The sequence below is a fragment of the Citrobacter sp. KTE30 genome, assembly GCF_000398825.1.
In the GTDB taxonomy this organism is placed as follows: domain Bacteria; phylum Pseudomonadota; class Gammaproteobacteria; order Enterobacterales; family Enterobacteriaceae; genus Citrobacter; species Citrobacter freundii.
The window spans coordinates 3,526,959-3,545,498 of record NZ_KB976055.1 but is presented as its reverse complement, the minus strand read 5'-3'; the positions used below and the strand labels follow the sequence as shown (position 1 = coordinate 3,545,498).

The following is an 18,540-nucleotide window of genomic DNA, read 5'->3' as shown; positions in this document are numbered from 1 at the left end:
TTACAGCGCGCATGACACGCAGCCTTCGATTTCGGTGCCTTCCAGCGCCAGCTGGCGTAGTCGGATGTAGTACAGGGATTTGATGCCCTTACGCCAGGCGTAAATCTGCGCTTTGTTGATATCGCGCGTGGTGGCGGTATCGGGGAAAAAGAGCGTCAGTGAAAGCCCTTGGTCGACATGCCGCGTTGCTTCAGCGTAAGTATCAATGATTTTTTGTGGACCGATCTCGTAGGCATCCTGATACAAGGCCAGATTCTCATTGGTCATAAACGGGGCAGGGTAGTAAACGCGCCCGGTTTTGCCCTCTTTACGAATCTCTACTTTCGACACGATCGGGTGAATGCTTGACGTGGCATGGTTGATGTAGGAGATAGAACCGGTGGGCGGAACCGCCTGTAAATTCTGGTTATAAATACCGTAGCGCATCACATCTTCACGCAGTTGCGCCCACATCTCGCGCGTCGGTAGCGTAATGCCGCTGGCGGCAAACAGTGTGCGGACCTTGTCGGTTTTTGGCTGCCAGTCGCCCTGCAGATACTGGTTAAAATACTCGCCGCTGGCGTAGCGTGACTGTTTGAATCCGGCAAAGGTTTGACCCCGCTCGCGGGCGATCTTCATTGACGTATTCAGCGCATGCCATGTGATGGTGTAGAAATAGAGATTGGTGAAATCCAGCCCTTCCGGCGAGCCGTAGGCGATCCCTTCCCGCGCCAGATACCCGTGCAGATTCATCTGCCCAAGACCAATCGCGTGCGACGCGCTGTTCCCGGCGTCGATCGAAGGCACGCTGCGGATGTGGCTCATGTCCGAAACGGCGGTTAAGCCGCGAACCGCCGTTTCCACGGTACGACCAAAATCGGGTGAATCCATGGTATGGGCAATGTTCAAGGAGCCGAGATTGCAGGAGATATCGTGCCCGATCTGCTCGTAATTGAGATTTTCATCGTAGGTGGAGGCACTGTTAACCTGCAAAATCTCCGAGCACAGGTTGCTCATATTGATCCGACCGGCAATCGGATTGGCGCGATTCACCGTATCTTCAAACATGATGTAAGGATAACCAGACTCAAACTGGATCTCGGCCAGCCGCTGGAAGAATTCGCGGGCGTTAATGTATTTTTTGCGCACGCGTTCGTCGGCCACCAGTTCGTCATACCGCTCACTCACGGCGATATCACCGAACGGTTTGCCGTAAATCCGTTCCACGTCATACGGTGAGAACAGCGCCATCCGGGCATTTTCTTTCGCTAGCCGGAAGGTGACGTCGGGGATCACCACGCCAAGCGAGAGCGTTTTGATGCGGATTTTCTCGTCGGCGTTTTCGCGCTTGGTATCGAGAAAACGTAAAATATCCGGATGGTGTGCGTGCAGATACACCGCGCCTGCGCCCTGACGTGCCCCGAGTTGATTCGCATAAGAAAACGCATCTTCCAGCATTTTCATTACCGGGATCACCCCAGAGGACTGGTTCTCAATGCGTTTAATGGGCGCACCTGACTCGCGCAGGTTGGAGAGCAAAAATGCCACGCCGCCGCCGCGTTTGGAGAGCTGAAGTGCGGAGTTGACCGCCCGACCAATAGACTCCATGTTGTCTTCAATACGCAACAGGAAGCAGGAGACCAGCTCGCCGCGTTGCTGTTTACCGCAGTTTAAAAAGGTTGGTGTGGCGGGCTGAAAGCGCCCGGAGAGCATTTCATCGGTCAGTTGCATCGCGAGTGCTTCATCGCCCTGCGCCAGCGTGAGTGCCACCATCGTTACCCGATCCTCAAAGTCTTCGAGATAGCGCTTACCGTCGAACGTTTTCAACGTATAGCTGGTGTAGAACTTCCATGCGCCGAGGAACGTCTGGAAACGGAACCCGCTGGCGTGGGCGTGGGCGAATAGCTTCAGCACGAACGCGTGATCGTAGCGGGCTAACACGCTGGCATCGTAATAGCCTTCATCCACCAACGTTTCCAGGCGCTCCTGCTGGCTGGCAAACGCCACCGAGTTGGGGCGGACGTGTGCGGCAAAGAAGGCCTCCACCGCCTGATGGTCTTTGTCGAACTGAATGCGCCCGGCTTTATCATACAGATTCAGCATGGCGTTCAGGGCGTGATAATCCAGCGTTGGCTGCATTACACGTTCTGCGTTTGTCGTTGCCAAAATTCGCTCACTCCTTTTCGAACGTTGTCGATATCGCTTTGGGTGCCCATCAGCTCAAAGCGATAGAGCCACGGCACACCGCATTTTTGTGAGATGACATCACCCGCGCGACCGTAGGCGTCACCGAAATTACGATTGCCGGAGGCGATCACTCCACGGATTAACGCCCGGTTGTGCGTATCGTTTAAAAAGCGGATCACCTGTCTTGGGACCGCGCCAGCAGTGCCGCCGCCGTAGGACGGCACGATTAATATGTAAGGTTCGTCTACCCGGATCGGCTCGCGTTCGTTAAGCGGAATGCGGATGGCAGGCAGCCCCAGACGCTGCATAAAGCGGTGCGTATTTTCGGAGCTGCTGGAGAAGTAGACGAGCTGACTCATGCGCTGACCACACGGTGTTCCGGATGCAGACGGTTGATCATGTCCGGGCGAAACCCTGACCAACTGGTTTCACCCGCGACTACGACCGGTAACTGGCGAAACCCTTGATCGCGCAGGTTATCAGCCAAATCGGGCTGTAAATCGACGTTTACCATCTCAAAGTCAAAACCACGGCTTTCCATTGCCCGTTTGGTGGCATGGCACTGAACACAGTTATTGCGAGTGTAAATAATAATACGCATGATTCGTATTTCCATTTAAAAATAAAAGATCGGCGCGATAGAGGGCGTCGGGTTGTGTGTGTCCTGATAGGAAAGATACTAGATGTAGTTTTAAAAAGATTCAACCATACAAGATATGGGAATTTTAGATTGATGATGGGCTGGGTTATGGGCATGGCAGGGGAAGTGATATGTACCATCGCAGGTTGCCGGATGGCGCGCGTCGCGTCTAATCCGGCCTACAGGAAAGCACTTCCCAGGCCGGATAAGGCGTTTATGCCGCCATCCGGAAGCGCAGAATCACATGCGCATCCCCACCGCCAGGCGGTTAAAGCAGTTCATCAGGCTAATGGCGAATGTCAGGTCGCTAATCTCTTTCGCGCTGAAATGGTCGAGCAGCGGCAGATAAACGTCATCTTCGGCGTGACTAGTGGCAATTTGAGTGACCGATTCGGCCCACGCCAGCGCCGCACGTTCCTGCTCGCTGAAGTGGTGACTCACCCGCCAGCCTGCCAGCGCATCCAGTTTGGCCTGCGCAACTCCGGATTTGCGCAGTGCTTTACTGTGCATTTCCAGACAAAAGGCGCAGCCGTTGATTTGCGAGACCCGCAGGTAAATCAGTTCCGTCAGCGTAGGTTCCAGCGCGCAGTTCTCCAGCGCTTTGCTTGCCTGAACCAGAGCGTTATAGATTTCAGGGCTGAGTTCATAATAGGGCTGGCGTAACATGGTCATGGTATTTCTCCTCGTTTGGATGACCCGCAATGTAGCACTATAATGGACTGCTACAGAGAGCCATATTTTTGCAAAAAAAGCAGACCATAAATGCCGCGCTATCAGCAAATCGCCCGTCAGTTAAAAAACGCAATTGAGAAAGGTGAACTCAAGCCCGGTACCAGATTGCCCTCCAGTCGGACCTGGGCCCAGGAGCTGGGAGTATCACGCTCGACGGTGGAAAATGCCTATGCAGAGCTGGTGGCGCAGGGCTGGCTCGCGCGGCGTGGACAGGCAGGAACGTTTGTCAGTGAGCAACTGCGACCAGAAAGGGCACCTGTTTCTCCTGCCATCTTTGCCGGAGAAAATCCCAGACCGCAAACTTTTCAGATGGGATTACCCGCACTCGATCTTTTTCCGCGCGAAGTCTGGGCGCGGGTGATGGGACGGCGTTTACGCACCCAAACGCGTTTTGATCTGGCGGTGGGCGATGTGTGTGGCGAGCGGGCGTTACGTCAGGCGATTGTGGATTACCTGCGGGTCTCACGCAGCATTGAATGCCAGCCAGAGCAGATTTTTATCACTTCAGGCTATGCGGCATCAATGACGTTAATCCTGCGCGCTCTGGCGCATCCCGGAGAGGGAATGTGGGTCGAAGATCCCGGCTTTCCGCTGATTCGGCCTGTGGTGGCTCAAGAACGCATTGAGTTGAAGCCGGTAGCGGTGGATGCCGATGGTCTGGATGTCAGCGCCGGGATCCGCGACTACCCGCAGGCGCGTTTTGTACTGCTTACTCCCGCACATCAAAGCCCACTGGGGGTAGCACTGTCTTTAGACCGTCGCCACCAGTTGCTGGAGTGGGCGACTCGTGCGCAGGCGTGGGTAATCGAAGATGATTATGACAGTGAATTTCGTTACCACGGTAAGCCGTTGCCGCCGCTAAAAAGTCTGGATGCGCCCCAGCGGGTGATTTATGCCGGAACGTTCAGCAAATCGATGTTTCCGGCTTTGCGTACGGCATGGCTGGTGGTGCCCCTGACCCAGGTTGAACACTTTCGCCAACAAGCGGCGCTAACGGCCTGTAGCGTTCCGGTTCTATGGCAGCAAACGCTGGCGGATTTTATGCGAGACGGCCACTTCTGGCGACACTTAAAACGTATGCGGCAGCATTATGCTGAACGACGACAATGGATGGAAAACGCCCTGACCGAACAAGGATTTAGCGTCATTCCTCAGGAAGGTGGGATTCAACTGGTGATGAGTGTGGACGGAGATGATATTGCGCTGGTGCGCAAAGCGAATCAGGCCGGGTTAGCTGTTCAGGCGTTAAGCCGCTGGCGAATAACGTCAGAAGGAAAGGGGGGAATATTGCTGTCATTTACCAATATCAGCTCGGCGGAAATGGCGCAACAGGCGGCGTACCAACTGCGGATGGCGCTGACATAAATCTATACCCGTCATACTTCAAGTTGTATGTGCGTTGGCTGCGTTCGTTCACCCCAGTCACTTACTTTAGTAAGCTCCTGGGGATTCGCTCCCTTGCCGCCTTCCTGCAACTCGAATTATTTAGGGTATATAAGGTTCTTACGATATGCGTCCCACCATCGCCACCCGTTTATGGACTTTTCTGAAAGCGTTGCTAATGCTGAATCAGGTAAGGTAAGCCCGCAGTAAAAGATAACGAGGAAAATAATATGTATTTACGACCTGATGAGGTGGCGCGCGTACTTGAAAAAGTGGGCTTTACCGTTGATGTAGTGACGCAGAAAACGTACGGCTATCGTCGTGGCGAAAATTATGTGTACGTTAACCGTGAAGCACGCATGGGACGTACCGCATTAATTATCCATCCCACGCTAAAAGAGCGCAGCTCTTCGCTGGCAGAACCAGCGACGGATATTAAAACCTGCGATCATTATCAGCAATTCCCACTGTATTTAGCCGGTGAGACACACGAACATTATGGTATTCCGCACGGCTTTAGCTCGCGAATTGCGCTGGAGCGTTATCTGAGTGGGTTGTTTGGCGACGTTAATTCTAACTAATAACGCGACTGGCAGTGCCAGTCGCAAAGAAGCGTGTCAGGCTTTAGCCTGATGATAGCTGCTGACCTTAAACAAGCGGCGGCAATAATCAAGAAAGTAGCCATAGACAGCGCCCATCAGCATTGACACCACGATGTTCGAACTTACTGCAGCCGTAATCTGGTGCCAGTCCGCGCCAACCGTCAGCAGAATAATCACATACACCGGCGACTGGAAGGTGACATAAGCCAGCACATCCGCCAGATTTTTTGCCCATCCTGCCTGCGTGGCTTTACGCGCCGCGCGCATGAACAAATCACGGTACATGCCGTATGGCCACGCGATCAGTATGTTGACAGGGATAGCGACTAATCTGGAATACAGCGACTGTTCGAAGCTCATTCCAGAAAGGAATATTTCGATCAACATGTTCACGACAGAACAATAAACAACCATCGCGAACGTGTCTGCTACTGCATGACGCAAGCGTGACTGCGGAGAGAACATGTTAATGCTCCTTGTAAAAAGGGGGAAAAAGGTTTTGAATACCTTAACTGCTAGTGATTTGTCTTGCTGCTTTCGCGTTTTAATAGGATATCTGCCTGGATAATAACTAGCAACTAGCTTAAAATTTTTATTTATTGTCTTTTTGTCGATAAAATGCTCTGCAATGGTTTGTTTTTTGTTCGTTTTGGTGTTTTCGTTGCTGTGTTAATTAAAATTCTTTTAGATCAAAGAGTTATTTTTGCTTGTTTTTCTGAATTTTTTGCGCTCCTTTTCTGAATGTTGACTGATGTGCAATATGTATACTCGTTGGTTCCACGCGATGCTGTGGCCTGTTTCTTAAGTGACGCACTGAGATACCTTGCAGGTATATTCAAAGCTGCAATCAGGGTAATAGAATATATTGTCTGCGCGATAGCAGAATGGATGCTATAAATATCAGAGTTGGCTATTTGTTTAATGACCTGTGAATAAATTAGACTGGAAATATAATAATCAGTTGCATACAATATTTAGCGTAATACCGTTTTTATGTTTTACGTTAAAGAGGTTTTGTTAATATGAGTTCAATGTTAAAAAACTTAAATAATATCCGCTCGCTGCGTGCAATGGCTCGTGAATTTTCCGTTGATGTACTGGAAGATATGCTTGAAAAATTCAGGGTAGTGACCAAAGAACGGCGCGATGAAGAAGAACAGCTACAGCGCCAACGCGCAGAACAGCAGGCAAAAATTAATGCCTTGCTGGCGCAGATGCAGGCAGACGGGATTAGCCCGGAGGAGCTGCTGAGCATAACACCGGCTACGACACGTTCAGTTAAAAAACGCCAACCGCGCCCGGCGAAATATCGTTTTATCGATCTCAATGGTGAAACGAAAACATGGACTGGGCAAGGTCGCACACCGAAGCCAATTGCCCAGGCGCTGGCTACCGGTAAATCTCTTGATGACTTTCTGATCTAATTACGAAGGCGGTGAGGAGATCCTCACCGCTTATTTTCAGCAAACGCCGAAATCACCCTCTTCGGTATATCGCGTGACATCAGCTGCTTTCAGCGTGAATTTATCACCGTTTTCATTACTGGCTTGTACCGCCACAATTTGATCGTCATTGACTTCAACAACTTTCAGTTTTGGACCGCCCATACGCGGTTGAACCAGATCGCCAGGTTTAAACATATTGTTGCGCTCCTTTATTTATCATTTATCGCAGAACTCACCATAGATCACGTCAACCGGCGGGTACAGTGCTGTTTCAATGATTACCGCTTAATGAGTACGTCGGTTCCAGGGCATTTTGTCCAGCAGACGCGCCATGCCGCAAAAGCCGGTCACGCCAGCGAGAATCAGCCCGGCCCCGACAAAACCGCTCAGCAGGAAGAAAATACTGCTGACGGTGTAACCCAGAATAACACCGAGTAAGGCAAGGCTACCTGCGGCTATCTGCACCTGACGCATCAGCGGTAACGGTTGTGAACTGTCTTTCGTCACCGGCAACCCTGCGGCTTTCCAGCCGTCAATTCCACCTTCCAGCAGCCAGACCTGCGCGGGCGCAGCAATGGCGCTCAGTTTTGTTGCCGCATTTTGTGTACGTTTGCCTGACTGGCAGTGAAAAATCACCTGCTCGGCGCGTAAATTCGCAGGCAGCGATCCCTGTTCAAGCGCGGGCAACGGTGCCAGATGAGCCTCAGGAATATGCTCGTGCAGATACTCGTCAGCGTCGCGGATATCAATCAGTTTTGCACCTTGCGCGACCAGTGTCTGCGCCTCGCGCGGGGAAATCGTCCCAATAGTCATGATGGCTCCTTATGGGCAATACAGTGTTTTTAATGTGGCGATCAGCGAATTCACGGCCGCATTTTTAATGGAGTAGAGGATGCGCTGGGCATCGCGCTGGCTTTCTATCAGACCTTCTTCACGCATACGCGCCAGATGCTGGGAAGTGGCGGAAGGGCTAAGGCCGGTAACACGGGCTAACTCGCCTGCGCTGGTACCGGGTGAACCGCAGAGCATGCACAAAATCAGCAACCGTTTCGGGTTACTCATCGCTTTTAGCAGGGCGGCAGCTTGTTCTGCGCTGGCCTGGAGTTGTTCAAGTTCAGTCATATGTATTTAAGCACAATCTAAATTAAGCACATTCTAAAATAAACAACCAACGTACGCCAGCGTAAAGAGCGTAAAGGAGGGTAAAACAGCCGCGGAATGCTGGCGGAGTTGGGTAGAATGGCTACTCTTAGAGATAAAATCTCTTTTTAAACAATGATTAATTTTTTGCTTGTAGGGAGTGTGTATGGGTTTCTGGAGAATCGTTTTTACTATTATTCTGCCCCCGCTTGGCGTGCTGCTGGGGAAGGGGTTCGGCTGGGCATTTATCCTCAATATCGTTCTGACGCTGCTGGGCTACATCCCTGGTTTGATCCATGCCTTCTGGATACAGACGCGTAATTAATTCCTTTCAACTACGGCGCTTTGGCGCCGTTTTCTTTGGCCCCCTTTCTCCTCTGCTACACTTTTGGGTGTTAATTGTTAATTACCGAGGTGGATATGGGACTCTTCAATTTTGTAAAAGATGCGGGTGAAAAACTGTGGGATGCGGTCACTGGAAACCATGACACAGCCGATCTGGCAAAAAAAGTGCAGGAACACCTGAACAAAACTGGCATCCCTGATGCGGATAAAGTGGACGTGCAAATTAACGAAGGCAAAGCCACTGTTTCTGGTGATGGATTAAGTCAGGAGGCGAAAGAAAAAATTCTGATCGCGATTGGTAATATCTCCGGTATTGCCAGCGTAGATGATCAGGTTAAAACCTCTGCGCCCGCGAGCGAAAGCCAGTTTTATACCGTGAAATCAGGGGATACCCTGAGCGCTATTGCTAAACAGGTTTACGGTAATGCCAACCTGTATAACCAGATATTTGAAGCGAATAAACCAATGCTGAAAAGTCCGGATAAAATCTATCCTGGGCAGGTGTTACGTATTCCGGAGCAGTAATATTATTCAGGCTTATTCCGTCAGCAATTTACCGGACATCGCCTGTTGAATAATCGGAATCGGCGTCAGCAGGTGCTGGCGCATTAATTCGCTGGCGCGCGCGGCATCGCGTGCCAGAATTGCTTCGGTCAACGTTTGGTGCTGATCGTGTTTGTCTTCCAGCATCTCCACCGACAGCACCGTTTTTCGCAGCCAGATAAACCGGTAGCGAGCCGCCAAATCGAACAGTCGTTCGCGCATTTGCAGCAGATATTGTGAACCACAGCCAGCGACAATCGCCGAGTGAAACGCCTGATGGCGCTGATCCCACTCGTCGAGCATCTGTTCGCTGGCATCAATGGCTTCAAGCTTACTAAGCATATGCGCGCGCGCCAGAATTTCAGCTTCCCAGGCGTCGTCGCCGCGTTCAATGGCCAGCGCGACCAGCATGGCTTCCATATTGGCGCGGGCATCGAAAATATCGAGCAACTCCTGCTCTGACATCGGGGCAACACGATACCCTTTCTGATTTACTACCGTCACTAACCGCTCGGCAACTAACTGCGAAAGCGCTTCGCGTAGCGGTCCAACGCCAAGATCATAGCGTGAGGTCAGCAGGCTCATACGCAGTTTTTCATCAGGCTGATACACACCGCGGATGATGTCGTTCTTCAGCCAGCGGTATCCATCAATGGCCGTCGGTTGGGGAATGGCGGTCATGGTCATACTCCTGAAAGGATTTCCCGGCCTGCGCCGGGAACAGGTTTAATGCGTATTTTGCAATGGTGCTTTTTGCCACGATAGCAGTTTTTTCCAGCGTGACATAATGGGCACGGTGCAAATAATTCCTATGGCTAACAATCCGGTAGAGATAACTTCCAGCTGTTGTGCCGGGCGAAACAGCATGACCACCAGCACAAAGATAATAAATGCGATGACCAGCCAGGTAAGCCACGGATAGAGCCACATTTTCAGTTTAATTTCGCCGCCTCGTGCCAGCAGGATTTTACGCATCCGCAGTTGAGAAACGGCAATGACCAGATAGACCAGCAGTGCGATGGCACCGGAACTGTCGATCAGGAATTTAAACACCTTGGCCGGGGCGTAATAGTTGACGATGACGGTGAGGAATGCGGCACCGGTAGACAGCAACACCGCCACATAAGGCGTTTTACTGCGGTTCGTTTTACCCATAAAGGCGGGGGCATCGCCACGGCGGCTCAGGGAGTAGAGCATACGCGAGGACGTATACAGCGCGGAGTTGAGACAGCTAGTCACCGACAGCAAAATGACGCAATCCATGATCAGTTTCGCGTGCGGGATATGCAGTAGCTCCAGTACCGAGCGGTAAGAACCGACTTCTTTCAGTCCCGGCATGTTCCACGGGATCAGCGCCACCACCACAAAAATAGAGCACAGATAGAAGATGGAGATACGCCAGATAACCGAGTTGGTGGCGCGAACGATATGTTTATCCGGGGTATCGGATTCGGCGGCGGCGATGGTAACTATCTCTGCGCCCATAAAGGAGAACATGGTGATTAACATTGCGCTGATCACGGCGCCAAAACCGTTGGGCATAAAGCCGCCCTGATCCCACAGGCGCGAAACCCCGCTGACATCGGCATAAGGATAGAAACCGCTAATCGCCGCTGCGCCGAGGGTTATAAACGCCAGAATGGCAATCACTTTGCACAGCGCCAGCCAGAACTCGAACTCACCGTAATTTTTGACGCTCAGTAAATTACTGCCGGTTAATGCCAGCGTGATAACCAGAGAAAACAGCCAGATAGGAATGCCAGGCACCCAGGAGTGAAGAATGATGGCGGCGATATTCGCCTCCAGCGGTATAACCAACACCCAGAACCACCAGTACAACCAGCCGATGGTGTAACCTGCCCAAGGGCCGATGGCCTTATCGGCGTATGTGGAAAAAGAACCGGTATCCGGTGTGGCGACGGCCATTTCGGCCAACATGCGCATAATCATCACCACCAGCAATCCGGCGAACAGATAGGCTAATAATACTGCGGGGCCGGCTTCTGCAATCGCCACGCTTGAACCGACAAACAGACTTGCGCCGATTACCCCGGCAATAGACAGCATGGTGACGTGGCGTGATTTCAGCCCGCCCCCTAAATCATGTGATTGTGACACTTGCCCCATCTTTAAACCTCTCGAAAGTATTTCACTTGGGAGAGCACCCCGGCATTCCCGCGCCGGGGCACGCGTATTATTGTTATTGACCCTGTTTGCCGGATGGCGGCTCCGCCTTATCCGGCTTAAAACTCCCCGTTTTGATACGGGTTTAACCCTGCTTTGCCTCGGCAAAACACTGGGCGATAATGTCCAGCCCCTGGCGGATTTGCGCATCTTCAATAGTCAGCGGGACAAGAATGCGCAGCACGTTGTAGTAAGGTCCGCAGGAGAGCAGGATTAGCCCTTTATCGCGGGCACGAGCGACGATTTCAGCTGTCAGTTTGGCATCGGGCTTCGTGCGATCGCCGTCTTCGAACAGTTCGATAGCAATCATCGCGCCCAGCCCGCGTACGTCGCCAATCTCGCGGTGGGTTTCCGCGATAGCCAACAGGCCTTCACGCAGGGTTTGCCCCAGCTCGTTGGCTTTTTGCAGCAGATTTTCCTGCTCGAAAATGTTTAGTACCGCCAGCGCAGCGGCACAGGCAATTGGGTTACCTGCATAGGTACCGCCCAGACCGCCCGGTGGAATAGCGTCCATGACATCGGCGCGTCCGGTCACGCCTGCCAGCGGGAAGCCTCCGGCGATGGATTTGGCGAAGGTGGTGAGATCGGGCGCAACGCCCATCTGCTCCATGGCAAACAGCGTACCGGTGCGGCCCGCACCGCTCTGTACTTCATCAGCAATCAGCATGATCCCGTGTTCGTCACAAATAGCGCGCAGACGTTGCATAAAAGCAGGAGAAGCGGCGTAAAAACCACCTTCGCCCTGGACGGGTTCAATTACGATGGCGGCGACGTCTTCTGGCGCGGCATCGTTTTTGAAAATGCGGTGAATGCTGGCGATAGCATCGTCGTCACTGATGCCGTGCAGTGGGCAAGGATAAAGCGCGCGATACACGTGGCCCGGCATCAGCCCCATTCCGGCAGAGTATGGGTTCACTTTCCCGGTCAGTGACAAGGTGTAGTGGGTACGGCCGTGGTAAGCACCGCTGAAGGCGATTGTGCCGGTGCGTTTGGTGGCGGCGCGGGCGATTTTCACCGCATTTTCTACCGCTTCAGAACCGGTGGTCACCAGCAGGGTTTTCTTGGCGAAATCACCCGGCACTTTCTTATTCATGATTTCGCACAGCTCCAGGTATGGCTCATAGGCCAGCACCTGGAAACAGGTATGGGACAGCTTTTTCAACTGCGCTTCTACCGCAGAGACGATCTGCGGGTGCAGGTGACCGGTGTTCAACACTGCAATACCGCCAGCAAAGTCAAGGAATTCACGGCCTTCAACGTCCCAGACCCGACAGTTTTCTGCACGCTCGGCAAAAATAGGGTGGATCTGGCCTACGCCACGGGGAACGGCGTTGCTGCGACGTTGCATAAGTTCTTTGTTGGTGCTCATCAGGTGTTCTCCAGTATTTATTTTATTAAAGGCCGATGCACATATATTTGATTTCTAAGTAGTCTTCGATGCCGTATTTTGATCCTTCACGGCCAAGACCGGAGGCTTTGATTCCCCCAAACGGGGCGACTTCGTTGGAGATAATGCCGGTGTTAATCCCGACGATGCCGTACTCCAGCGCTTCGCCAACGCGGAAGACGCGGCTCAAATCACGGGCGTAGAAATAGGCGGCCAGACCAAACTCGGTGTCGTTGGCCTGAGCGATGACGTCGGCTTCGTCTTTAAAACGAAACAGCGGAGCCAGCGGTCCGAACGTCTCTTCTTTGGCGACCTTCGCGTTGTCAGGCACATCTACCAGAATGGTGGGCTGGAAGAAGTTACCGCCGAGCGCATGAGGTTTACCGCCCGCGATAATGCGTGCGCCTTTATCCAGAGCATCGGCAATGTGTTCCTGCACTTTGGCAACCGCTTTATCGTCGATCAGCGGTCCGGTAGTGACCTCTGGTTGCAGACCATCGCCGAGATGCAGTTTGCTTACCGCCTGCTGAAGTTTTTCGGCAAAACGCTCATACACGCCGTCCTGAACGTACAGGCGGTTGGCGCAGACGCAGGTTTGCCCGGCGTTACGGAATTTCGAGGCCAGCGCGCCTTCCACGGCTTTATCAAGATCGGCATCGTCAAAGACGATAAACGGCGCATTGCCGCCCAGTTCCAGCGATACCTTTTTGATGTCTTTGGCGCACTGCTGCATTAACTGACGGCCAATTTCGGTTGAGCCGGTAAATGACAGTTTGCGCACCAGCGGGTTGCCGGTCAGTTCGTTACCGACCGCGCTCGCAGAACCGGTCACCACGCTGAAAACGCCAGCCGGGATCCCGGCGCGATTAGCCAGTTCTGCCAGCGCCAGTGCGGAGTAGGGGGTCTGGCTGGCGGGTTTAAGCACCATCGTACAGCCTGCTGCCAGCGCCGGACCGGCTTTACGGGTGATCATCGCTGAGGGAAAGTTCCACGGCGTAATCGCGGCGGTAACGCCGATCGGCTGCTTGATGACGATCAGACGCTTATCGGCCTGATGACCAGGAATTGTATCGCCATAGATGCGTTTACCCTCTTCGGCAAACCACTCAATAAATGAGGCGGCATAGGTGATTTCGCCTTTGGCCTCCGCCAGCGGTTTACCCTGTTCCAGGGTCATCAGGCGGGCGAGATCGTCCTGATGCTCAATCATCAGGTTGAACCAGCGGCGCAGGATATTGGCTCGCTCTTTGGCAGTCAGCGCACGCCAGGCCGGCAGAGCGCGGTTAGCAGCGTTAATCGCTTCGCGGGTTTCATCTGCCCCCATTTTAGGTACGCTACCCAATTGCTGACCGTTGGCGGGATTGGTCACCGCGATGGTCTCGCCGCTGTTAGCGTCACGCCAGTTGCCGTCGATCAGTGCCTGCTGGCGAAATAAGGTTGGATCGTTAAGTTGCATGATTGCTTCCTGTCTTAATCGGTTTAACGGGTAAATGCGGCGTGTAATGTCTCCACGCTACGTGCCGCACGCAGCGTGCGTCCGGGATTACTCTGGTTCTCCAGCAGCGCATGAACTTTGCTGACAATATGTGCACCGATAGGGATTGCCGATGTTGCCGCCGGAGAAGGCGCGTTACAGGTGTGAATTGAGTGTGGCGTGGTGACAAACAGAAAATCGTCGATAAGCTTGCCATCAGGTGATACCGCCTGTGCCCGCACCCCTGCAGGCCATGGTTGCAGATCCTTAAGCGTCAGGCTCGGACAGTACTTTTGTACCAGACGCAGATAACCGCTTTTGCACAGCGAATTCTTCATTTCGCCAAGCCCTGAGCGCAGGTTGTTTTGCAGCACGCGGCGAATACCAGAAGAGCCGAGGATCTCCAGCGTATCGCTGAGCGAGAAGTCACGCTTACGGTAGCCTTCACGTTTAAATGCCAGCACCGCGTTTGGGCCGACCGTGACGCTGCCGTCAATCATCCGGGTCAGATGAACACCGAGAAACGGCATTGCCGGGTCGGGGATGGGGTAGATCAGATGGTTAACTATCTGATTATGTTCTGGCGCCAGGCGGAAATATTCGCCACGGAACGGACAGATGATAAAGCCAGGTTCAACGCCGAGCATTTTCACCAGTCGGTCCGCCATCAGGCCAGAACAACTAATCAGCGTCGCGCCTTCATATTCCTGGCCCTGACGGGTATGGACAATCACGCCCGTAGCGTGCTCTTTCAGCGCGCTGACCTCGGCGTTGTAAATAATCTCACCGCCTTTGGCCTGGAAAATATTCGCCATCGCGGCGGTGACTTCACGGTAGCTGACGATCCCGCTCGACGGAACAAAAATGCCACCCAGACCGGTGATATTCGGTTCACGCTCTCGAAGCTCCTGCGCATTCAGCCAGTCGCGCTCCAAACCGTTAGCTGCGGTGCGATCCCATAGCGCGCGCATGCGCTCCATTTCCAGAGGGGAGGTGGCAACCAGCATTTTTCCGCAGACGTCGTAGCGGATGCCGTTTTGGTCGCAAAAGACTTTTGTGGCGCGATTTCCGGCCAGGCAAAACTGCGCCTTCAGGCTGCCGGGAGTGTAATAGACCCCGGCATGAATGACGCCGCTGTTGTGGCCCGTCTGGTGACAGGCCGGGCCGGACTCTTTTTCCAACAGCGCAATTCTGGCGTCCGGATAGACATCAATCAGTTGCATGGCGGTCGACATACCGATAATGCCGCCGCCAATAATCACAAAATCATACATCCGCTTTTTTCCTTCGCGCTTACTGATGAGTCTGGTAGTGGTTTGTCGCGTAAGCGAAATAACCACGTTGGCGCATCAGTTCGCGGCGCAGGTCAGGATGCGAGGTGAAACGATCGCGACCGTGCAGCCAGAACAGGTTGTTGATCAGCAGGAATTTACCCACTGAAACCGGTACGGAAATAATACTTTTGCTGGTTTCCAGCGCGTCGGACAGGTCACTCAGCCAGACGCCTTCTTCATAGTCTTTTGGCTGGACGAACTGGTCGATGTAGCGCATCACCGGACGACCCTGCTGGTCAACGTCAAATACCGGATGGAACACTTCCTGGCTCACGTTTTTGCTTGGCGGCGCGGCAAAGCGCATAGGGCGACGCGCTAGCGGATGGGTAAAGTACTGATCCAGATGTTCCCAGTCGTCGAGGTGCAGCAGCAGCGAGTTACCGCCGGTCATGTTCTGCTCGTCAATCTTCATCATCAGCACGTAATCGGTGATTTCTTCGAGATAGGTTCCGTCGTTGTGCAATTCCATCACTCGGTGAGGCTGGCGCAGATAGCTGTCTGAGTTATCGACGTTTTTCACCACAAAACGTGCGTAATATTGACCGCTCATCGCATCAAAATTCGAGCGTCCGATTAGATGCGCTACCGCCGTCGCCAGCTTGACCATCTCTTCTGCCTGCGCCACATCATCCACGCCAACGGCATTGATCAGCAGTGCGCCTTCGGCACGATCGAGCAACGTTTTCAGCAGCAGAGGCTGCAACTGATTGCCGCACAGGTCGTCGAGGATCTTGCTCACTTTGAAGCGCAAGAAGGATTTGTATTCCAGCGCCTGCACCGGCCACTGCGCGACGGCCTGCAGAAATTGCTCAGTGGTTTCAGCGGAAAAAGTCAGCTCCAGCAGGCGTGGGGATTGGGCTGACGGTTTCAGCGTGAAACCGCTGTAGTGCTGGGCTGGATCTTCAGCGTTTGGTTTTACGGCAGTCAGTGCGTTCATCAAATCGTTCCTCTCAGTAGATTGTCAGGGAGATATGGCGCAGCTCGTTTCGTAGCCATAAATTAAAAATATCTACATTTTTGAAAAACGCGCACATAATGAGTTTGTTTGTTTGTTATTTGTGATCAAAAGCAACAAATATTTAACATTTCAAACAGTAGGGATTTAAAGCGAAGACGGGGATAGAGCGGTTATATCAGGTGGTAACCACCTGATTTTAAAGAGAGAAATAAAAAATCTTAATGTTCAAGAGCAATAGCGCAGACGTGTTCAACATGAGTGAGATCGTGGTACAAGTCGGGCAAGGTCATCTTCTTACGAATTACGATTTTGAGATTAACCTCGATTTTACCCTTCTTAATATCCCTGATCGTTATGTTTTCAATAATGTTTTTCTGTTGATGGATGCGGGTTATCAGATTTTCGAGCGCATCGCGTTCATCAAGAATAACCCTGACTTTTACTTTTCCGGGGAACTGGTTTTTAGTTTGTAAGAAAATAATGAACGGGCTTAATTTAATTGCCAATAAAAATAAAGCCGTGGCAAAAAAAGCATGAAAATAAAAACCGGCCCCACAGGTGATTCCCACCCCAGCAGATGCCCAGACAATTGCCGCAGTAGTGAGACCAGAAATAGCATCGTCGTGTCGGTGCAGAATGACTCCCGCACCGAGAAAACCAACGCCACTAATAATCTGAGCCGCCAGACGCATAGGATCGCTACGGATGTTCATCGAAATTTCAGCATAGTATTCTGCAGATTGTATTGATACGACAGTTAACACACAGCTGGCTACGGATAAAATAACGCAAGTTTTGAAGCCAACCGGTTTCCCTTTCGATTCTCTTTCCAGGCCTATAATGCCACCCAGAATAAATGCAATGCTGATTTTGATGATCGTAGTTAAAGGCAACAATCCTTGCTCATTGATGATGGCGGCCAGATTATTCATGCAATTACCTTAATGAAAGAGTCTTTAACGATCAGGAGTTTGCTTTTTTCAATGGGAGGTCTGCTTTGCGTTTTGAAATATCGTCCCGGAAGAATATCAGGAAGAATACGCTGACCACTGCGGCAACGCCTGCGGAAACTAGCCAGAATGTTTCCCATTGCGGTAACGCCTGTGGGCCTTGTTCCGTCACGGTGCTGTTGAAGATTTGACCGCATACGGTAGAGGCAAACAGCAAACCGACGCCGTTGGAGACGATAAATCGCAAGCTTTGGGCTTGTGCTTTAATCTCTGGCGCGGCTTTACGGTCAACATAAATGTCGCCCACGGTAAAGAAAAAGTCCCAGCAGAATCCCTGCAACATCAGACCGATCAGCACAAACATCATGTTGGCATCCAGTGATGCATGAGCAAACAACAGTGTGCGGATGATCCAGCAAACGGCGCCCAACATGAGAGTAATTTTGAAGCCGGCTTTCAGTAAGAAAAACGAGAGCAGGAACATAAAAATGACTTCACAGGCGATGCCGACCTGCATCATTGACGCGGCGTTATCGAATCCAAGCGCTTTTAAAAAGACCGGGATATAGGCGGAATAAGCTGTTTTGGGGATCATCAGGACAAAAATACTGAGCATCAAAACCGAGAAACTGCGGTCCTTGAAGAGTGCCAGAGCGTCCAGACATAACAGATCGCGGAGTGTAAATACGCTTCCTTTTGCTTTCGGTGGGGTGTTTGGCAACGTAAAGCAGTAAAGGCCGAGCACGACACCGGAGGCTGACGCAATATACCAGGTGATGGTATTTCCAGAATAGCCCATTTCACCAATAATAAAACCGATGACCATAAAGCCAAATGTGCCGAACACACGAATAAAGGGGAAGTATTTCACCCCGTTAATGTGGCTGAAACTGATGCTGTTAGCCAGCGCAGTTGTTGGATAAAACAGCAGACCGACCAGGAAGATCATGGTCAACGTCATGCCCGTGTTTTGCGCCTCAATAAATTGTGGAACAAACAACAGTACGCCAGCATTAATTAAATGCAGGATCGCCATGACTTTTTGTGACGAAAAGAAACGGTCGGCTACCATGCCAATAAAGAGTGGCGAAAGAATGGTCGCCAGACCAAGCAAAGCATAAGATGAGCCAATAATGGTCGCCATACCATAGGTACTTAATACCAGTCCCATGGTCATATTCCAGGCGCCCTGCATGAAATATTGTATGAACATCATAACCAGCAGGCGTGGTGTTTTATTAAGGTCCATATTGCATA

The 18,540-nt window shown here is 52.0% G+C and carries 21 protein-coding genes; 5 read left to right on the top strand and 16 right to left on the bottom strand.

Annotated features, from left to right (window positions below; genetic code table 11):
• The 4 genes from nrdE to WC1_RS06375 all read right to left on the bottom strand — a co-directional run bounded on the left by nrdE (nt 1) and on the right by WC1_RS06375 (nt 3,478).
• Nucleotides 1-2,145, bottom strand: a complete 2,145-nt coding sequence (gene nrdE / locus WC1_RS06360; RefSeq protein ID WP_016150869.1) for a class 1b ribonucleoside-diphosphate reductase subunit alpha — start codon at nt 2,143-2,145, stop codon at nt 1-3.
• Entirely contained in the window at nt 2,118-2,525 is a 408-nt protein-coding gene (gene nrdI, locus WC1_RS06365; protein ID WP_016150868.1) for a class Ib ribonucleoside-diphosphate reductase assembly flavoprotein NrdI, read from the bottom strand. Before nrdI ends, nrdE begins: the two co-directional genes overlap by 28 nt.
• Nucleotides 2,522-2,767 carry a glutaredoxin-like protein NrdH gene (gene nrdH / locus WC1_RS06370; protein WP_003846033.1) on the bottom strand — a complete coding sequence of 82 codons (246 nt, stop codon included), beginning with the start codon at nt 2,765-2,767 and terminating at the stop codon, nt 2,522-2,524. The genes nrdI and nrdH overlap by 4 nt, the downstream gene beginning before the upstream one ends.
• Before the next feature lie 279 nt (nt 2,768-3,046).
• The gene (locus tag WC1_RS06375) at nt 3,047-3,478 is read right to left on the bottom strand and encodes a carboxymuconolactone decarboxylase family protein (RefSeq protein ID WP_003037267.1); all 432 of its coding nucleotides are present in this window, start codon (nt 3,476-3,478) and stop codon (nt 3,047-3,049) included.
• Between the two features lie 90 nt (nt 3,479-3,568).
• Between WC1_RS06375 and WC1_RS06380 the strand changes: the two genes are divergently transcribed.
• Complete coding sequence (locus tag WC1_RS06380; RefSeq protein WP_003846028.1) at nt 3,569-4,903, top strand: MocR-like pyridoxine biosynthesis transcription factor PdxR; 1,335 nt, start codon at nt 3,569-3,571, stop codon at nt 4,901-4,903.
• A 248-nt stretch (nt 4,904-5,151) separates the two neighbouring features.
• On the top strand, nt 5,152-5,502 hold the full coding sequence (locus WC1_RS06385; RefSeq protein WP_003037262.1) for a DUF2002 family protein: 351 nt from the start codon (nt 5,152-5,154) through the stop codon (nt 5,500-5,502).
• 36 nt (nt 5,503-5,538) lie between these two features.
• Here WC1_RS06385 and alaE read toward each other — a convergent pair whose 3' ends face one another.
• Entirely contained in the window at nt 5,539-5,988 is a 450-nt protein-coding gene (alaE, locus tag WC1_RS06390; RefSeq protein ID WP_003037259.1) for an L-alanine exporter AlaE, read from the bottom strand.
• A 557-nt stretch (nt 5,989-6,545) separates the two neighbouring features.
• Here alaE and stpA point away from each other — a divergent pair.
• Nucleotides 6,546-6,947, top strand: a complete 402-nt coding sequence (gene stpA / locus WC1_RS06395; RefSeq protein WP_003839690.1) for a DNA-binding protein StpA — start codon at nt 6,546-6,548, stop codon at nt 6,945-6,947.
• Nucleotides 6,948-6,983: 36 nt separating this feature from the next.
• Here stpA and WC1_RS06400 read toward each other — a convergent pair whose 3' ends face one another.
• The 3 genes from WC1_RS06400 to WC1_RS06410 form a co-directional block, all read right to left on the bottom strand.
• Complete coding sequence (locus tag WC1_RS06400) at nt 6,984-7,163, bottom strand: hypothetical protein (protein WP_003037253.1); 180 nt, start codon at nt 7,161-7,163, stop codon at nt 6,984-6,986.
• A 90-nt stretch (nt 7,164-7,253) separates the two neighbouring features.
• Nucleotides 7,254-7,781: a rhodanese family protein gene (locus tag WC1_RS06405; RefSeq protein ID WP_016150867.1), complete on the bottom strand. Its 528-nt coding sequence runs from the start codon at nt 7,779-7,781 to the stop codon at nt 7,254-7,256.
• Nucleotides 7,782-7,790: 9 nt separating this feature from the next.
• A complete protein-coding gene (locus tag WC1_RS06410; protein WP_003037247.1) occupies nt 7,791-8,090 on the bottom strand; it encodes an ArsR/SmtB family transcription factor in 300 nt (99 codons plus the stop codon).
• Nucleotides 8,091-8,274: 184 nt separating this feature from the next.
• Between WC1_RS06410 and WC1_RS23995 the strand changes: the two genes are divergently transcribed.
• Entirely contained in the window at nt 8,275-8,433 is a 159-nt protein-coding gene (locus WC1_RS23995; RefSeq protein WP_003037242.1) for a YqaE/Pmp3 family membrane protein, read from the top strand.
• Between the two features lie 95 nt (nt 8,434-8,528).
• Entirely contained in the window at nt 8,529-8,978 is a 450-nt protein-coding gene (gene lysM, locus WC1_RS06420) for a peptidoglycan-binding protein LysM (protein WP_003037241.1), read from the top strand.
• Between the two features lie 12 nt (nt 8,979-8,990).
• Here lysM and csiR read toward each other — a convergent pair whose 3' ends face one another.
• The 8 genes from csiR to WC1_RS06460 form a co-directional block, all read right to left on the bottom strand.
• Nucleotides 8,991-9,677, bottom strand: coding sequence for a DNA-binding transcriptional regulator CsiR (gene csiR / locus WC1_RS06425; RefSeq protein WP_016150866.1), 687 nt, complete (start codon nt 9,675-9,677; stop codon nt 8,991-8,993).
• A 45-nt stretch (nt 9,678-9,722) separates the two neighbouring features.
• Nucleotides 9,723-11,123 (bottom strand): GABA permease, encoded by a 1,401-nt coding sequence (gene gabP, locus WC1_RS06430; RefSeq protein WP_003839698.1) that lies wholly within the window; start codon nt 11,121-11,123, stop codon nt 9,723-9,725.
• A 142-nt stretch (nt 11,124-11,265) separates the two neighbouring features.
• Entirely contained in the window at nt 11,266-12,549 is a 1,284-nt protein-coding gene (gene gabT, locus WC1_RS06435; RefSeq protein ID WP_003839700.1) for a 4-aminobutyrate--2-oxoglutarate transaminase, read from the bottom strand.
• A 25-nt stretch (nt 12,550-12,574) separates the two neighbouring features.
• Nucleotides 12,575-14,023 (bottom strand): NADP-dependent succinate-semialdehyde dehydrogenase, encoded by a 1,449-nt coding sequence (gene gabD / locus WC1_RS06440; protein ID WP_016150865.1) that lies wholly within the window; start codon nt 14,021-14,023, stop codon nt 12,575-12,577.
• 23 nt (nt 14,024-14,046) lie between these two features.
• Nucleotides 14,047-15,315 carry an L-2-hydroxyglutarate oxidase gene (gene lhgO, locus WC1_RS06445; protein WP_016150864.1) on the bottom strand — a complete coding sequence of 423 codons (1,269 nt, stop codon included), beginning with the start codon at nt 15,313-15,315 and terminating at the stop codon, nt 14,047-14,049.
• 19 nt (nt 15,316-15,334) lie between these two features.
• Nucleotides 15,335-16,312, bottom strand: a complete 978-nt coding sequence (glaH, locus tag WC1_RS06450) for a glutarate dioxygenase GlaH (RefSeq protein WP_016150863.1) — start codon at nt 16,310-16,312, stop codon at nt 15,335-15,337.
• 239 nt (nt 16,313-16,551) lie between these two features.
• Nucleotides 16,552-17,265 carry an MgtC/SapB family protein gene (locus tag WC1_RS06455; RefSeq protein WP_003037218.1) on the bottom strand — a complete coding sequence of 238 codons (714 nt, stop codon included), beginning with the start codon at nt 17,263-17,265 and terminating at the stop codon, nt 16,552-16,554.
• 31 nt (nt 17,266-17,296) lie between these two features.
• On the bottom strand, nt 17,297-18,532 hold the full coding sequence (locus WC1_RS06460) for an MFS transporter (RefSeq protein ID WP_003037215.1): 1,236 nt from the start codon (nt 18,530-18,532) through the stop codon (nt 17,297-17,299).
• Nucleotides 18,533-18,540 lie beyond the last annotated feature (8 nt).

Coding starts and splice junctions, on each gene's coding strand:
- WC1_RS06400 (WP_003037253.1), bottom strand. CDS start 7,163: ATGTTTAAACCTGGCGATCTGGTTCAACCGCGTATGGGCGGTCCAAAA.
- lysM (WP_003037241.1), top strand. CDS start 8,529: ATGGGACTCTTCAATTTTGTAAAAGATGCGGGTGAAAAACTGTGGGAT.
- WC1_RS23995 (WP_003037242.1), top strand. CDS start 8,275: ATGGGTTTCTGGAGAATCGTTTTTACTATTATTCTGCCCCCGCTTGGC.
- WC1_RS06460 (WP_003037215.1), bottom strand. CDS start 18,532: ATGGACCTTAATAAAACACCACGCCTGCTGGTTATGATGTTCATACAA.
- WC1_RS06385 (WP_003037262.1), top strand. CDS start 5,152: ATGTATTTACGACCTGATGAGGTGGCGCGCGTACTTGAAAAAGTGGGC.
- stpA (WP_003839690.1), top strand. CDS start 6,546: ATGAGTTCAATGTTAAAAAACTTAAATAATATCCGCTCGCTGCGTGCA.
- lhgO (WP_016150864.1), bottom strand. CDS start 15,315: ATGTATGATTTTGTGATTATTGGCGGCGGCATTATCGGTATGTCGACC.
- WC1_RS06455 (WP_003037218.1), bottom strand. CDS start 17,265: ATGAATAATCTGGCCGCCATCATCAATGAGCAAGGATTGTTGCCTTTA.
- nrdH (WP_003846033.1), bottom strand. CDS start 2,767: ATGCGTATTATTATTTACACTCGCAATAACTGTGTTCAGTGCCATGCC.
- csiR (WP_016150866.1), bottom strand. CDS start 9,677: ATGACCGCCATTCCCCAACCGACGGCCATTGATGGATACCGCTGGCTG.
- WC1_RS06380 (WP_003846028.1), top strand. CDS start 3,569: ATGCCGCGCTATCAGCAAATCGCCCGTCAGTTAAAAAACGCAATTGAG.
- gabP (WP_003839698.1), bottom strand. CDS start 11,123: ATGGGGCAAGTGTCACAATCACATGATTTAGGGGGCGGGCTGAAATCA.
- WC1_RS06375 (WP_003037267.1), bottom strand. CDS start 3,478: ATGACCATGTTACGCCAGCCCTATTATGAACTCAGCCCTGAAATCTAT.
- alaE (WP_003037259.1), bottom strand. CDS start 5,988: ATGTTCTCTCCGCAGTCACGCTTGCGTCATGCAGTAGCAGACACGTTC.
- glaH (WP_016150863.1), bottom strand. CDS start 16,312: ATGAACGCACTGACTGCCGTAAAACCAAACGCTGAAGATCCAGCCCAG.
- gabT (WP_003839700.1), bottom strand. CDS start 12,549: ATGAGCACCAACAAAGAACTTATGCAACGTCGCAGCAACGCCGTTCCC.
- nrdI (WP_016150868.1), bottom strand. CDS start 2,525: ATGAGTCAGCTCGTCTACTTCTCCAGCAGCTCCGAAAATACGCACCGC.
- WC1_RS06410 (WP_003037247.1), bottom strand. CDS start 8,090: ATGACTGAACTTGAACAACTCCAGGCCAGCGCAGAACAAGCTGCCGCC.
- gabD (WP_016150865.1), bottom strand. CDS start 14,023: ATGCAACTTAACGATCCAACCTTATTTCGCCAGCAGGCACTGATCGAC.
- WC1_RS06405 (WP_016150867.1), bottom strand. CDS start 7,781: ATGACTATTGGGACGATTTCCCCGCGCGAGGCGCAGACACTGGTCGCG.